The organism is Sulfitobacter sp. EE-36, from assembly GCF_000152605.1.
Classification (GTDB): Bacteria; Pseudomonadota; Alphaproteobacteria; order Rhodobacterales; family Rhodobacteraceae; genus Sulfitobacter; species Sulfitobacter pontiacus.
The window spans coordinates 1,975,266-1,990,280 of sequence record NZ_CH959310.1 but is presented as its reverse complement, the minus strand read 5'-3'; the positions used below and the strand labels follow the sequence as shown (position 1 = coordinate 1,990,280).

The 15,015-nt window shown below is 62.9% G+C and carries 10 protein-coding genes; 5 read left to right on the top strand and 5 right to left on the bottom strand.

Going from position 1 to position 15,015, the window contains the following annotated elements; translation table 11 throughout:
• The first annotated feature begins 40 nt into the window (after window positions 1–40).
• Window positions 41–1,333 (top strand): serine--tRNA ligase, encoded by a 1,293-nt coding sequence (gene serS / locus EE36_RS12145; protein ID WP_005852636.1) that lies wholly within the window; start codon window positions 41–43, stop codon window positions 1,331–1,333.
• A 59-nt stretch (window positions 1,334–1,392) separates the two neighbouring features.
• Entirely contained in the window at window positions 1,393–2,100 is a 708-nt protein-coding gene (locus EE36_RS12140) for a tryptophan-rich sensory protein (RefSeq protein WP_005852634.1), read from the top strand.
• Between the two features lie 50 nt (window positions 2,101–2,150).
• On the opposite strand, the gene der is transcribed toward EE36_RS12140, so the two are convergent.
• From der to EE36_RS12125, 3 genes are all read right to left on the bottom strand, one after another.
• Window positions 2,151–3,626: a ribosome biogenesis GTPase Der gene (gene der, locus EE36_RS12135; protein ID WP_005852632.1), complete on the bottom strand. Its 1,476-nt coding sequence runs from the start codon at window positions 3,624–3,626 to the stop codon at window positions 2,151–2,153.
• Between the two features lie 50 nt (window positions 3,627–3,676).
• Window positions 3,677–4,996: a PQQ-like beta-propeller repeat protein gene (locus EE36_RS12130; protein WP_009826651.1), complete on the bottom strand. Its 1,320-nt coding sequence runs from the start codon at window positions 4,994–4,996 to the stop codon at window positions 3,677–3,679.
• 114 nt (window positions 4,997–5,110) lie between these two features.
• The gene (locus EE36_RS12125) at window positions 5,111–5,824 is read right to left on the bottom strand and encodes a tetratricopeptide repeat protein (protein ID WP_005852627.1); all 714 of its coding nucleotides are present in this window, start codon (window positions 5,822–5,824) and stop codon (window positions 5,111–5,113) included.
• A gap of 229 nt (window positions 5,825–6,053) precedes the next feature.
• On the opposite strand from EE36_RS12125, the gene EE36_RS12120 reads away from it, so the two are divergent.
• Both EE36_RS12120 and EE36_RS12115 read left to right on the top strand, forming a co-directional pair.
• Window positions 6,054–7,304, top strand: a complete 1,251-nt coding sequence (locus EE36_RS12120) for an efflux RND transporter periplasmic adaptor subunit (RefSeq protein ID WP_005852626.1) — start codon at window positions 6,054–6,056, stop codon at window positions 7,302–7,304.
• On the top strand, window positions 7,301–11,143 hold the full coding sequence (locus EE36_RS12115) for an efflux RND transporter permease subunit (protein WP_005852624.1): 3,843 nt from the start codon (window positions 7,301–7,303) through the stop codon (window positions 11,141–11,143). Before EE36_RS12120 ends, EE36_RS12115 begins: the two co-directional genes overlap by 4 nt.
• Window positions 11,144–11,146: 3 nt before the next feature.
• Here the strand turns inward: EE36_RS12115 and EE36_RS12110 are convergent, their stop codons facing one another.
• Complete coding sequence (locus tag EE36_RS12110; protein WP_005852622.1) at window positions 11,147–12,373, bottom strand: multidrug effflux MFS transporter; 1,227 nt, start codon at window positions 12,371–12,373, stop codon at window positions 11,147–11,149.
• 236 nt (window positions 12,374–12,609) lie between these two features.
• Here EE36_RS12110 and EE36_RS12105 point away from each other — a divergent pair, with 236 nt between their 5' ends.
• Window positions 12,610–13,068, top strand: coding sequence for a DUF302 domain-containing protein (locus EE36_RS12105; RefSeq protein WP_005852621.1), 459 nt, complete (start codon window positions 12,610–12,612; stop codon window positions 13,066–13,068).
• 32 nt (window positions 13,069–13,100) lie between these two features.
• On the opposite strand, the gene EE36_RS12100 is transcribed toward EE36_RS12105, so the two are convergent.
• On the bottom strand, window positions 13,101–14,900 hold the full coding sequence (locus EE36_RS12100; protein ID WP_039912261.1) for an ABC transporter ATP-binding protein/permease: 1,800 nt from the start codon (window positions 14,898–14,900) through the stop codon (window positions 13,101–13,103).
• Between the last annotated feature and the right edge of the window lie 115 nt (window positions 14,901–15,015).

Sequence of the window (15,015 nt, the reverse complement as noted above, 5' to 3'; positions counted from 1 at the left end):
CAACGCAGATCATGCGACTCGGACGACAAAGGAACAGCCCATGCACGACATCAAAGCCATCCGTGAAAACCCCGATGCTTTCGACGCCGCCCTCGCACGGCGCGGCGACACCCCTGTGAGCGCGCAGGTACTGGCACTGGACGAGGCACGGCGGGCCAAGATTTCAGCAGCGGAAACGGCGCAGGCCGAGCAGAACAAGGCCTCCAAACTGGTGGGCGCGGCCAAGGCCAAGGGCGACGAGGCCGAATTCGAACGTCTGCGTACCTTGGTCAGCGACAAGAAGGCCGAAGTCACCGCCATGCAGGCAGAGGCCAAGGATCTGGACGCGCAGTTGACCGACATGCTGGCGCGCATCCCCAACCTGCCCGCCGATGATGCCCCCGATGGCGCGGACGAGGCTGACAATGTCGAAGTGAACCGCTGGGGCGATGTGCCAACGTTTGATTTCAAAGCGAAAGAGCATTTCGAGATCGCCAGCGTCGCGGCGTCAATGGATTTCGAAACCGCCGCCAAAACCTCCGGCGCGCGCTTTGTGATGCTTAAAGGGGCCGTGGCGCGGATTCACCGTGCGCTGGCGCAGTTCATGATCGACACCCATGTCGATGAAAACGGGCTGACCGAACATATGACCCCCGTGCTGGTGCGCGACGAGGCGATGTATGGCACCGACAAGCTGCCCAAATTCGGCGACGACAGCTATCAGACCACCAACGGCTGGTGGCTGATCCCCACCTCCGAGGTGACGCTCACCTATTCGGTCGCCGGTGACGTGCTGGAAGAAGCCGCCCTGCCCCGCCGGATGACCGCCCACACCCTGTGCTTCCGTTCCGAGGCGGGCAGCGCAGGCCGCGACACCTCGGGCATGCTGCGTCAGCACCAGTTCGAGAAAGTCGAGATGGTATCGGTCACCCACCCCGATCAATCGGACGACGAACAAAAGCGGATGCTGCGCTGTGCCGAAGACATGCTGGAACGTCTGGGCGTGCCTTACCGCACCGTGATCCTGTGCACCGGTGACATGGGCTTTGGCGCGCGCCGGACCTTTGACATCGAGGCATGGCTCCCCGGTCAGAACGCCTACCGCGAGATCAGCTCTGTCTCGACCACGGGGGATTTTCAGGCGCGGCGGATGAACGCAAGGTTCAAACCCGCAGATGGCGGCAAACCGCAGTTCGTGCACACGTTGAACGGGTCCGGTCTGGCCGTCGGCCGCTGCCTGATCGCGGTGCTGGAAAATGGCCAGCAGGCCGATGGGTCGGTCAAACTGCCCGACGTGCTGGCCCCCTATCTGGGCGGCAAGATCACTTTGGGCGTTGACGGCACGCTCAGCTGATTGAACGCTGGGATCATCGGGCTATCTGAGGCGAGAACCACTTTTCGCAAGGTAGCCCGATGTCCCGTTCCCTTATTGCCCTTCTGACCTTTCTGCTGGCGATCGGCTTTGCCCTGTCGCCTTTTTTTGTCTCCGGCTTCAACGGCTTTTCGCCGGACCAGTTCCCCATTCCCCAAGACAACCCGCCGGTGCAGCCTGCGGGCTATGCGTTCTCGATCTGGGGGCTGATCTATGTCTGGCTGATTGTCGGCATGGGCTGGGGCCTGTGGAAACGCCGCGCGGATTACCTTTGGCACGACATGCGTCTGCCGCTCGCGCTGTCGCTGTTTGTGGGCTGTTTCTGGCTTGCCGTGGCCGTGGCAAGCCCGATCTGGGCGTCGGTGCTGATCTGGGTGATGCTGGTGTCGGCGCTTTACGCGTTGTTCCGCGCCCCGCGTGAGGATCGCGGCTTTGCCGCCCTGCCCGTGGGGCTTTATGCGGGCTGGCTGAGCGCGGCCTCCTGCGTGTCTCTGGGGCTGCTGGCGGCCGGCTATGGCTGGATGAGCGGGCCAACCGCGGGGCTGGTCTTTGTCGGGCTGGCGATTGTGATTGCAGCGGGGGTGCAATCGTCGCTGATGCGCGCGCCGACCTATGGGATCGGGGTGATCTGGGCGCTGGTCGCTGTGGTGGTGGCGAATGTCGCGACGGCCCCGACCGTTGCTGCGCTGGCCGCGGGGGGTGCCATTGCGTTGATCCTGCCCACCTACCGGTCATGGCGGCGCGGCTAAACGCAAAGAACCGGAGTTTTGCAAACTCCGGTCCCGATTTTTTATAACTTCTAACGGTCCTTGCGGTGCCCGTCGGTATGTTTGCGCAGCTTCGACGGCTTCGCTTTTTTGCGCCCCTTATAGGGGTTGGCGTCAGACTGGCCGCGCATCCACAAGCGGATCGGCGTGCCCGGCATGTCAAAATCCAGCCGTAACCCGTTGACAAGATAGCGGTTATAGCTTTCCGGCACCTTATCGGGGTGGCTACACATGACCACGAACCCCGGCGGGCGGGTCTTGGCTTGGGTCATATAGCGCAGCTTGATACGCTTGCCCTGCGGCGCGGGGGGCGGGTGCGCCTCCATCATGCCAGACAGCCAGCGGTTGAGCTGTGCGGTGGTGACACGGCGGTTCCACACCTCATAGGCGCGCATGATCGCGTTATGCAAACGGTCCATCCCGCGCCCGGTCTTGGCCGAAACGGTCACCAAAGGCGCGCCCTTGAGCTGCGGCAGAAGCCGTTCAAAGCTTTCGCGCAGGTCTTTCAACTTGCCCTGTTTGTCCGTCTCAAGGTCCCATTTGTTCACCGCAACCACAACGGCACGGCCTTCGCGTTCGGCCAGATCGGCGATGCGCAGGTCTTGCTGTTCAAAGGGGATATCCGCATCCAGCAGAACCACCACGACCTCGGCGAATTTCACCGCACGTAAACCATCGCTGACGCTCAGCTTTTCGAGCTTTTCCTGCACCTTCGCACGTTTACGCATCCCGGCGGTGTCAAAGATCCGCATGGGCACGTCGAACCAGTCGGTTTGCAGCGAAATCGCATCACGGGTGATCCCCGCCTCTGGTCCGGTGAGCAGACGATCCTCACCCATAATCTGGTTGATCAGGGTGGATTTACCCGCGTTCGGACGGCCTACGACGGCCACCTGCAAGGGCTTGGTCTTGGTGGGGACGGGCACGGGTGCCTCTTCGTCGCCCAGTTCGGCTTCTTCCTCGGTCAGGTCCACATCTGTTTCCGGCGCATCGGTTTGCGCCCGCTCAGCGAAACCGTCGGCGATTGGCATCAGATGGGAGTAAAGGTCGTTCAGCCCCTCGCCGTGTTCGGCAGACAGGCGGATCGGTTCGCCAAGGCCAAGGCTGTAGGCCTCGATCACACCGGCGTCGGCGGCTTTGCCCTCGGCCTTGTTGGCGGCCAGAATGACATGGGCGGATTTCTTGCGCAGGATATCGGCAAAGACCAGATCAGACGGCGTGACACCCACGCGGGCGTCGATCATGAACAGGCAGATGTCCGCCATATCCACGGCACGTTCGGTCAGGCGGCGCATCCGGCCCTGCAGACTGTCGTCGGTGACTTCTTCAAGTCCGGCGGTATCCACCACGGTGAATCGCAGGTCGGCAAGCCGCGCCGCGCCTTCGCGCAGATCGCGCGTCACACCGGGCTGATCATCGACCAACGCCAGCTTTTTACCGACCAGACGGTTGAACAGCGTGGATTTCCCGACGTTGGGACGGCCCACAATGGCGAGGGTGAAAGACATGGAACGGCTCCGAAGACTAGGTCAAGCCCGCCGCTTAGCCTATTTGCGGCCTAACGGAAAGCGTGCAATTGCCCTTTCGCGGATACGACGTACAGAACGCCCCCCGCCACGACCGGCGCAGTGGTCGCCCCGCCGGGGATCGTCACCTGTGCAACCAGCGCGCCATTGGTAGGGTCAAAGCTGCGCAGCGTGCCATCGCTAGAGGCCACGATCACGCGGCCACCGGCAAGGATGGGGCCGTAGTTGCCAAAGACCTCGGACTGGCGCTTGGGCTTGTCCTTGACGAAATTCGGCAGCGGTGTGCCCCAGATGCGGGTGCCGGTGCTGGCATCCAGACGCACCAGCTCGTTCAGGTCGGTTACAACAAAGACGCTGTCGCCTGCGGGCCAAACGGGGCCAATCGCGCCTTCGCGCGCGGTCCACTGGCGTTCGCCGCCGCCAAGGCTCAGCGCCGCCAGACGGCCCGACTGGTTGCCCACGTAAACGGTATCGCCAGAGATCACCGGCGCGCTTGTCACGTCAGAGATATTGGCCAGCGCGCGCCCCGGGCGTTTGCCCACGACAGACGTGTTCCAACGATCCAGCCCGCCCTGACGGAAGAGCCCTTGCACCTCGCCCGAGCCAAAGGCCAGCACGGCGATCTGCGACCCCACGGCGGGGGCCGGTGCGCCAAGCACATTGTTGATGCTGCTGGTCGATCCGGTCTGCCATTGCACGCGGCCGTTGGATTTGTTCAGCGCCCAACCGGTATCGTCGCCGGAGGTGAAATAGACCATATCGCCAAAGACTGTCGGGGCCCCCGATCCGGTGCCGTCGATATCCTGCGTCCAGCGCGTGCCGCCACTGTCGACATCCAGCGCCGTGACCGACCCGAAGCCGAGCGAGACGTAGACTGTGTTGCCATCGACGGCCAAGCCGCCGCCCGTCGCATCCCCCTGCCCGTCGCTTTGCGGCGTCAGGTCACGGGTCCATAATGTCGCCCCCGACGTGGCAGAGGTCGCGGTGACCGTCGCGCCGGAATCGATGGTGAACACACGCCCGCCCGACACGACAGGCGTCGCGGTGATGCGCTGCTTGCGGCTGTCGCCCTTCCCGATAGAGGCGGACCACGCAAGCTGCGGTGCCGCACCAAGCGCGGGGTGGCTGACGCGGGTGCTTGGCGTGCCGGGGCTTTGCGACCAGCTCGCGTTTGTGGTCGCTGCGGGCAGTGAAATCGCGCGTGTTGTATTGGCTGGCACCGGCGCATCGGCGGGGGCCGCAAAGCCATCGCTGCCTTGCAGGACCGATCGCACATCCTCGCGCACGCCGGGCAGGATCACCTCTGGTTCGGCGCAGGCCGACAGCAGCAGCGATGCCACCACCGCCCCCATCCCAAGTGAGGCACGGCGCGTCGACGTGGGTTTCAAGGAGATGCTGTGGAGAATGGTCATGGCCCTGCTCGCTTTGCTCTTTAAGTCCGTGTCACCTGAAGGGTTCAGGCAGGATTAGTTATTGTCTGCATCCAGCGCCGGCACGGTGTCCGTTTGCGGCGCGGGGGCTGCGGTACCCATTTGCGGATCCCCCCCCAAGGCGACAATCACCTGAAGGGCGCGTTGTTGCAAGTCCGAGGTCACATCCGCGTCGTTCAGGATACCCTGATACCGTTCGATTGCCGCCTCGGGGGCGTCTTCTTCGATGTCGATCATGGCCAGTTGTTCTTGCGCCAGCAAGCGCAGGCTGCTGCCGGGCTGCGCCAGATTTTCCAACGCCAGACGGCGTTCATTGGCGGGCATATCCGATCCTTGCAGGGTAATCGCCTTGAACTGGGCGATTTCGCGGTAGATCGCGGGCACATCCGCATCCAGCCCGATGCCGTTCAAGGTGGCGACGGCGGCGTCGGTCTCGCCTGCTTGGGCTTGTTCGGCGGCGGTCAGCAAGCCCAGCATGGCACCGGCGCGGGGGTTTGTGGCCTCGATTTTTTCAAAGGCGGCAGCGCGGGCGGCTGTGTCTTCAGCGGAAAGCGCTGCAAACATCGCGTCGCCAAGGGTTTCCGCCTCTGCGCGGGCCTGCGCTTTCTGGTATTCGTTCCACGCGGCCCCACCGACCAGCAGGATCACGGCCAGCACCGCAATCCAGCCATAGCGCTTGAGCATAAAGTAGAACCGGTCGCGGCGGACCTCTTCGTTTACTTCGTCGATGAAACTGTCTGTATCGCTCATGTGGTACCCGTCCCGCCTGATTTAACGCCCCTCTTAACCTGCGGCTGCGGGGCTGCCAAGGGCTTGGCTGCACAGCAAGTGACCCACGCGTTGTTCACAAGGTCGCATGTCGCAAGTTTTTTCAATAGTGAACTATGCAGTTCAGTTTTATTCGCTTAAGCATTTGGCCCTATAGCATACGACATACTGCGGTGCCGCAACGCCCGCGTTTCACTGAACCGAGGCCCGAATGCGCATCTTCCCTCTTCTGGCGGCCATCGCCGTATCCGCCCTGATGTATATGGCAATTTTCGAACGCGACGCCCTGTTGGGGCTGGCACAGGGGGCCGCGCAACCTCCTGCGCCTGCGGTGGATGCCGACAGCACCGATACCGCGTCCCCCTCCGATGTGGCAGAGCCCGCGCGCGTGAAGGTCGTGGTCCAGCGCAGCGCGGCGGCACCGCTCGCCTCTGCTGTGATCGTGCGCGGTCAGACCACGGCGGCGCGGCAGGTGGCGGTCAAGGCGGAGACCTCTGCCGTTGTGGTATCGGCCCCGCTGCGCAAGGGCGCGACCGTGAACGCGGGCGATGTGCTGTGCGAGCTGGACCCCGGCACCCGTGGCGCGCAACAGGCAGAGGCGCAAGCCCGCCGCAACGAAGCACAATCCCGCGTCCCGGAGGCACAGGCCCGCGTGGCCGAGGCGCAGGCCCGTCTGGATGAAACCCTGATCAAGCTGAACGCGGCACAAAAACTGGGCGAAGGCGGGTTTTCGTCGCAGACCACGCTGGCCACCGCCGAAGCTGCCGTCGCCGCCGCGCGCGCCGCACTCAGCTCTGCCGAGGCGGGGCTGAATGCGGCACATTCCGGCATTGAGGCTGCGGAGGCCGCCGTCGCCAGCACACAGGCCGAGATTGACCGGCTGACCCTCACCGCGCCGTTCGAAGGGCTGCTGGAAAGCGACACCGCAGAGCTTGGCAGCCTGCTGCAAACCGGATCGCTTTGTGCGCAGGTGATCCAGCTTGATCCGATCAAACTGGTGGGCTTTGTCCCCGAAACCGAGGTTGACCGCGTCAGCCTTGGCGCGCAGGCGCAGGCGCGGCTGGCCGCGGGCGACCGCGAGATCGCGGGCACCGTCACCTTTATCTCACGCGCCTCCGATCCGACGACGCGCACCTTTCAGGTGGAAATCGAGGTGCCCAACCCCGATCTGAGCATCCGCGACGGCCAGACCGCCGAAATCGCCATCGCCTCGGCCGGGGTCGAGGCGCATCTGCTGCCGCAATCGGCCCTGACGCTGAATGATGACGGCACCCTTGGCGTGCGTCTGATCGACGCCGCGAACACCGTAAGTTTCGCCGCAGTCACACTTGTGCGCGACACGCCCGAAGGCATCTGGGTCACCGGCCTGCCTGAACAAGCAGATGTCATCGTTCTGGGGCAGGAATATGTCACCGCTGACGTGACCGTCACCCCGACCTTCCGCGACGAGGCCCCGGAATGAGCGGCATGGTCGATTGGGCCGCGGGCCGTGCCCGTATGGTCATGGCGTTTATCCTGCTGAGCCTTGTGGTGGGGGGCTATGCCTATTCCACCTTGCCCAAAGAGGGCGAGCCTGACATCGAGATCCCCGCGCTTTTCGTCTCGGTCCAGTTTCCGGGCATCTCTGCCGCGGATAGCGAAACCCTGCTGGTCAAACCGATGGAGACGGAGCTTTCCGATCTGGACGGCCTGAAGACCATGACCGGCACCGCTGCCGAAAACTACGCCGGTGTCGCGCTGGAATTCGAATTCGGCTGGGACAAATCCAAGATCATGGCCGACGTGCGCGACGCGATGAGCACGGCGGAATCCAAATTCCCCGAAGGCTACGAGAAATATTCGATCACAGAGATCAACTTTTCCGAATTCCCCATCATCATCGTCAACCTGACCGGCCCCGTGCCCGAACGGACCATGGCCCGCGTCGCGCGTGATCTGCAAGACGCGCTGGAAGGCGTGGATGCGGTGCTTGAAGCAGGGTTGGCGGGCGACCGTGACGAGATGCTTGAGGTGCTGATCGATCCCTTGCGGCTGGAAGCCTATGACGTGACCGCGGGCGAGCTGATCAATGTGGTGCAGAACAATAACCAGCTGATTGCCGCGGGCGAAGTGCAGTCGGATCAGGGCAGTTTCTCGGTCAAGATCCCGTCCTCCTTTGATGAACCGCGCGATGTCTATGCGCTGCCGGTCAAGACCAACGGCGACCGCGTGGTGACACTGGGCGATCTGGCGACCATCAACCTGACCTTTGAAGACCGCGAAGGCACCGCACGGTTCAACGGGGAAAAGACGCTGGCGCTGCAGGTGGTCAAACGCAAGGGCTATAACCTGATCGACACCTCCACCCAGGTGAAAGAGATCGTCGCCGCCCAAAGCGCCGCCTGGCCCGAGGGGCTGAAAGCCGCTGTCACGCTTGGCACCTCGAACGACCAAAGCCGCATTGTCGACAGTATGGTGCAGCAGCTTCTGGGGTCGGTCTTTACCGCGATTGCGCTGGTGATGATCGTGGTGCTTGCCGCCCTGGGGATCCGTGCGGCCCTGCTGGTGGGCTTTGCGATTCCCACGTCGTTCCTGCTGTGTTTTGCCTTTCTCGCGCTGATGGGGATCTCCATCTCGAACATCGTGATGTTCGGGCTGATCCTTGCGGTGGGGATGCTGGTGGATGGCGCGATTGTTGTGGTGGAATATGCCGACGCGCGTCAGCAACAGGGCGAAGGCCCCATGGCCGCCTATGTCGAGGCCGCCAAACGCATGTTCTGGCCCATCATCTCGTCCACCGCGACCACGCTTTGCGCCTTCCTGCCCATGTTGTTCTGGCCCGGCGTCCCGGGGGAGTTCATGGGCATGTTGCCGGTCACGCTGATTTTTGTGCTCTCCGCCTCGCTGGTGGTGGCGCTGATCTATCTACCCGTTATGGGCGGCGTCACCGGACGGCTGGAACGCTGGATGGCGCAGAATATGACTGCCATCGCCAAGCTCCGGTTCTATCTGCATCTGCTGCTGTTTCCCATTGTCGCCGCGATGATCGCCCTGCCGCTGGCGCTGATGCAGCCGCTGTTTGCCGTGATCTCGGCGCAGTTCGCGGGCATGGACGGGCTGGATATCCTTGGCTCGGTCATTCCGGTCTTTGCCGTGGTCTTTATCTGCATCGCCGTGCTCTGCGCGCTGGTGGCGGTGGCGATATCGGGCGTGCTTTTGGGGCTGACCAGCTTTTTCGCGCTGTTCACCCGCATGGGGCGCGGGGGCCGCTGGGTCACCTCGCGGCTGTTCCGCAAAGAGCCCACCGTGATCAAGGCCGGCTACCGTCGATCAGCCTTCGGGCGGCTCATTGCCTTTATCGCGGGCAATCCGGTGATGCCGCTGGTGGTCGCGGGGGTCGTCTTTGTCTTTGTCGGCACCACGATGATCTTCTTTGGCAACAACAGCAAAGGCGTGGAGTTCTTTGTCGAATCCGAACCCGAGCAGGCGATCGTCTATGTGCTGGCAAGGGGCAACCTGTCGCTGGCGGAAAAAGACGCGATCATGCAGCAGGCGGAGGCGATCGTGCTGGCGCATCCCGGTGTCTCTACCGCCTTTGCCTTTGCCGGTGAAGGCGGGCTCGACAGCAATACCGGCGGGGCGCAGGCCCCCAAGGACAGCATCGGTCAGGTGCAGCTTGAAACCATCCCGTGGGAAGACCGCGCCCTGCGCCCGGAACTGGACGGCGACATCGTGATCGCAGAGCTCACGGAAGCCCTGAGCGCGATCCCCGGCATCAAGATCGAAATCCTTGCACAGGCGCGCGGCCCCGCGTCGGGCAAGCCGGTGCATCTGCGTCTGAAATCCGACAGTTTCACCGATCTGATCGCCGCGACGGCACAGGCCCGTGACACCTTCGAGAAAACCCCCGGCCTGACCCTGATCGAAGACACCCGCCCCCTGCCCGGCATCGACTGGCAGATCGACGTGGATGTCGCCAAGGCGGGGCAATACGGGGCTGATGTGGTCACCGTGGGCGCGATGGTGCAGCTGGTCACCCGCGGGCTGCTACTGGACACGATGCGGGTCGACAGTTCGGACGAAGAGATCGAGATCAGGGTGCGCCTGCCGCAAGAAGACCGTGTGCTCAGCACGCTGGACACGCTGAAGGTGCGCACGGCGGATGGGCTGGTGCCGCTGTCGAACTTCATCACCCGCACGCCCGTGCCCAAATTGGCAGAAATCAACCGGATCGACCAGAAACGCTATCTTGATGTGAAGGCCGATGTCTTCCCCGGGCTGGTCAAACTGGTGCGCACGGTGGATGCCTCCCAAGGCACGGCACAGGCGGGCACAGAACAGGCGGGCACGGCACAGGCGGGCGAGACGACACTCACCCTCGCGACGATGCGCCCTGCGGGGGACGCGGGCGATATCACGGGGCCCGAGGGCGCGGCCTTCAAGATCACCAACCGGACCAATGCCGCCCAAGGCGTCGATCTGCAACAAGAGCTGGACAATGGCACCCTGCGCATGATCCCGATCAATGCCAACGAACGGATTGCGGAGCTGACCAAATGGCTGGAAACCCGGCCCCTGCCCGCGGGCGTCAGCTATGAATGGACCGGCGACCAAGAGGATCAGGCCGAAAGTCAGGCGTTCTTGTCCTCGGCCTTTACCGCGGCATTGGGGTTGATGTTCATCATCCTGCTGGCGCAGTTCAACAGCATCTACAACTCGGTGCTGGTGCTGCTGGCGGTGGTGCTATCGACCACGGGCGTGCTGATTGGCATGTTGGTGATGGATCAGACATTTTCGATCATCATGACGGGCACGGGGATCGTGGCGCTGGCGGGGATTGTGGTGAACAATAACATCATCCTGATCGATACCTATCAGGAGTTCAGCCAGTACATGCCGCGGATCGAGGCGATCATTCGCACGGCGCAGGCCCGTATCCGCCCCGTTTTGCTGACCACCATCACCACGATGGCAGGGCTTGCGCCGATGATGTTCGGGCTGAGCCTCGACTTTGCCAATGGTGGCTACACCATCGACAGCCCCACAGCGCTGTGGTGGAAACAGCTCGCAACGGCCGTGGTCTTTGGTCTGGGCATCGCGACGGTGCTGACGCTGCTGGTCACCCCGTCCATGCTGGCGATCCGCGTGTGGGCCACCACCTACGCCCGCTGGATCGCGCGGCTGCTCGCCAAGATGTCACTGGGGCGCGCCAGCAAATCCGCGCAGGACTGGGCGCTGGCGCGCGATGCACGCAGGCTGCAAACAACCGTGATTCAGTGGGAGGACAACGGACCGCCGGCCCATACCCCACCGGCGGAGTGACCCTTAGGCCGCGGCGGGCATCTGGTCGGCCGCCGCGGCCTCCTGCTGCTGGCGCAGCTTGGGCATGGTAAAGATCACCAGCGCCAATGCCGCCACACCACACAGCGCGATGCTCACCACCATGGGCACGGCGGTGCCGTCAAAGAACGGCGTCGTCGCAGCGATACAAAAGGCCCCCGTCAGCATTGTCAGGCTCCCACTGAGCGAGGACGCCATACCCGCGCGCCGCCCATGCGCATCAAGTGCCGCGACCATCGCCGAAGGCACAACGACCCCCAGAAAGGAATAGGCCAGAAACAGCCCGATCAACAGCACCGGAAGCGTGCCGAAACCGGCCAGCACAACGCCCGTCAACAGCGCAGAGCAGACGGCAAAGCCGGTGACACCGCGCCCGATCAGCGTGGCAAGCCCCCACATATCCGCCAGACGCCCCGCCGCCTGTGTCGCGATAAAGAACCCCACCGCGTTAAAGGCGAAGGCCAGCGAGAACTCGGTCGGGGTCAGCCCGAATTGACCGGTGTAGACGAAGGACGCGCTGGAGATGAACAAGAAGAAGCTCGCCATGCCGAAACCCGCAATAAAGGTCAGGCCGACGAACACCGGATCGCGGAACAGGATACCACAACTGCGCGACAGCTCGCGCAGATTGACCTTGCGGCGTTTGTCTGCGGTCAGCGTCTCGGGCAGCGCGATCTGCGCCATCGTCAACGTCGCCGCCGCAAGGATAGCAAGGGCGAGGAAAATCTCGCGCCAGCTGCCGAAACTGACCACCGCGCTGCCCGCCAAAGGGGCCAGCATGGGCGAGACCGAGATCACCAGCATGATCGACGACATCAACCGCGTCGCCTGCGCACCAGTGTACATATCGCGCACGATGGCACGGGGAATGACCATCACCGTCGCCCCGCCGATGCCCTGCACCAGACGCCCCAGCACCAGCGTCTCGATGTCGGGGGCCACAGCGCAGATCACCGCGCCGACGCAGAAAATGCTCATCCCGATGGCAAGGGTCTTTTTGCGCCCGATCTGGTCGGACAGCGGCCCATAGACCAGCTGCGACACGCCATAAGCGAGGAAATAGGCGACCAGCGTGATCTGGGCGGCCGAGACAGAGACATCCAGCGCCTCTTCAATCGCGGGCAAGGCAGGCAGATACATGTCGATGGCAAAAGGACCTGTCACACAGATAGAGCCAAGAATAAGGGCGGTACGGAACATTCCGGCAGGCATGGGTAGTCCTTCAAATTTATGGGCAGGGCTGTGGGGATGCCGCGCGTCGCAGCGCTCGGCCAGCGCTGAGCTAGCACATATGCACCCGACGGCAAGAATGCACCATGTTGTTTGTATGCATATACCGGCAATTCACTGCTTGTTGATCGAATTTTGCTCGTTCGTGGGGCAAGGCGTACTAGGTTCCAGAGGGAAGCCGTGGCCCCGCGGGCCGCGCAAACCGAAGGAGAGACCTCATGATCCGCAAGACACTCGCCGCGACAACGCTCGCCCTCACGACGCTGGCCGCCCTGCCCGCCGCCGCCGACATCATCACCAAGATGAGCCCCCATTCCGTGCCCGACACAATCGACCGTCTGGAAACTGCCGTGACCGAAGCCGGTGCCACGGTCTTTGCCCGCGTGGACCACGCCGAAGGGGCGACCAAAGTGGATATGGAGCTGCGCCCGACCACGCTGCTGATCTTTGGCAATCCCAAACTGGGCACGCCTGCGATGCTGGACGGTCAGACCGCTGGTCTAGACCTGCCCATGCGCGTGCTGGCCTATGCCGATGACAGCGGTATGGTACATGTCAGCTACCACGACCCCGCCACTTTGGCCGCAGACCACGGGTTGCCCGATGACGCGGAATATCTGACCAAAATGACCGGCGCGCTGGACAAGCTCACCGACAAGGCCATCGCGGAGGAATAACCCCCGCGCCGACCGAACCTTTGTGGCGCCAGCTATTCGCCCTCGGATTGCTGGCGTTGCCACAGTTGCGCATAACGCCCGTTACGTGCCAGCAGATCGTCATGGGTGCCCTGTTCTACCACCTCGCCTTGCTCCAGCACCACGATACGGTCCGCCTCGGCCACGGTGGACAGGCGGTGCGCGATGGTCAGCACCGTGCGCCCCTTGCCCGCCTGACGCAGGGCATCCTGAATCTCGTGCTCCGTCTCGCTGTCCAGCGCACTTGTTGCTTCGTCGAGCAGCAGGATCGGCGGGTTTTTCAGCAGGGTCCGCGCGATACCGACACGCTGCTTTTCCCCCCCCGACAGTTTCAGCCCGCGTTCACCCACAGCGGTTTCATACCCGTGGGGCAAACGCTGGATAAAGTCGTGGATCTGCGCCGATTTTGCCGCCGCTTCGATGTCTTCTTGCGTGGCGTTATCGCGGCCATAGGCGATGTTATAGCCGATGGTATCGTTGAACAGCACGGTATCCTGAGGCACCACGCCAATCGCGCGGTGCAGACTGTCTTGGGTCACATCGCGCACATCTTGCCCGTCCACGCGCACGGCACCGCCTTGCACATCGTAGAACCGGAACAGCAAACGCCCGATGGTGGATTTCCCCGATCCGGTAGAGCCGACAATCGCCACCATCTCTCCCGGGGCGGCTTCAATCGACACGCCCTTGAGGATCTGTCGGTCGTCGTCATAGCCAAAGCGCACGTTGTCCAGCGTGACACGCCCACCCGAGACGTGCAGCGCAGGGGCATCAGGCTTGTCCGAGATTTCGGCCGGTTGATCGAGCAGCGTGAACATCTGCCCCATATCGACCAGCGCCTGACGGATTTCGCGATAGACGGTGCCAAGGAAGTTCAGCGGCACGGTCAACTGCACCATATAGGCGTTGACCATGACGAAATCCCCCACGGTAAGATCACCGTTCTGCACCCCGATAGCTGCCAGGATCATCACGCCGACCAACCCGCAGGTGATCAGCAACGACTGGCCGAAGTTCAGGAAGGCAAGCGAGTAGTTCGTCTTGATCGCCGCCTCTTCATAGCCCGCCATCGCCGCGTCATAACGCTGCGCCTCGCGCTGTTCGGCGACGAAATACTTGACGGTTTCATAGTTCAGCAGACTGTCGATGGCCTTTTGGTTGGCGTCTGTGTCGCGGTCGTTCATCTGGCGGCGCAGCTTCACGCGCCACTCGGTCACCGCGAAGGTAAACCAGACGTAGAGCCCGATGGTGACTGTCACGATCAGCAGATACCATGCGTCAAACAGCACGGTCAGGATGATGCCGACCAGCAGCAGCTCCAGAATCAGCGGCCCGATGGAGAAGAGCAAGAAGCGCAGCAGGAATTCCACCCCCTTGACCCCGCGTTCGATGATCCGGCTCAGCCCGCCGGTCTTGCGCGTGATGTGATAGCGCATCGACAGCTTGTGAATATGCTCGAACGTCTCTAGCGCAAGCATCCGCAGGGCGCGCTGGCCGACACGGGCAAAAACCGCGTCGCGCAGTTGTTGAAAGCCCACGTTCATCGCGCGAGCCATACCATAGGCGATCGTCAGCCCCACCGCGCCAAGCGCCAGAAACGGCACGCCCTCATTCGCGAGAGCATCCACCGCGTCTTTGTAAAGTACGGGAATAACAACAGAAATCAGCTTGGACACCACCAAGAAGATCAGCGCCCAGACCACGCGTTTCTTGACCCAAGGCATATCGTCGGGCCAGAGGTAGGGTGCCACTTTGCGCAAGACAAGCAGGTTCGACTGCCGCTCTGCAGCTTGGGCGATCTCCTCTTCTGTCATGGGATATTGGGTGGCGGGTTTGGGCTGGCTGGCAGTGCGCGGGCTATCGGCTGACATGAACGATCCTGTGTGGTTGCCCCTTACATAGGGCCGTCAGCCGGATCATGCCAGTGCA

Coding starts and splice junctions, on each gene's coding strand:
- EE36_RS12115 (WP_005852624.1), top strand. CDS start 7,301: ATGAGCGGCATGGTCGATTGGGCCGCGGGCCGTGCCCGTATGGTCATG.
- EE36_RS12125 (WP_005852627.1), bottom strand. CDS start 5,824: ATGAGCGATACAGACAGTTTCATCGACGAAGTAAACGAAGAGGTCCGC.
- EE36_RS12140 (WP_005852634.1), top strand. CDS start 1,393: ATGTCCCGTTCCCTTATTGCCCTTCTGACCTTTCTGCTGGCGATCGGC.
- EE36_RS12120 (WP_005852626.1), top strand. CDS start 6,054: ATGCGCATCTTCCCTCTTCTGGCGGCCATCGCCGTATCCGCCCTGATG.
- der (WP_005852632.1), bottom strand. CDS start 3,626: ATGTCTTTCACCCTCGCCATTGTGGGCCGTCCCAACGTCGGGAAATCC.
- EE36_RS12105 (WP_005852621.1), top strand. CDS start 12,610: ATGATCCGCAAGACACTCGCCGCGACAACGCTCGCCCTCACGACGCTG.
- EE36_RS12130 (WP_009826651.1), bottom strand. CDS start 4,996: ATGGGGGCGGTGGTGGCATCGCTGCTGCTGTCGGCCTGCGCCGAACCA.
- EE36_RS12110 (WP_005852622.1), bottom strand. CDS start 12,373: ATGCCTGCCGGAATGTTCCGTACCGCCCTTATTCTTGGCTCTATCTGT.
- serS (WP_005852636.1), top strand. CDS start 41: ATGCACGACATCAAAGCCATCCGTGAAAACCCCGATGCTTTCGACGCC.
- EE36_RS12100 (WP_039912261.1), bottom strand. CDS start 14,900: ATGACAGAAGAGGAGATCGCCCAAGCTGCAGAGCGGCAGTCGAACCTG.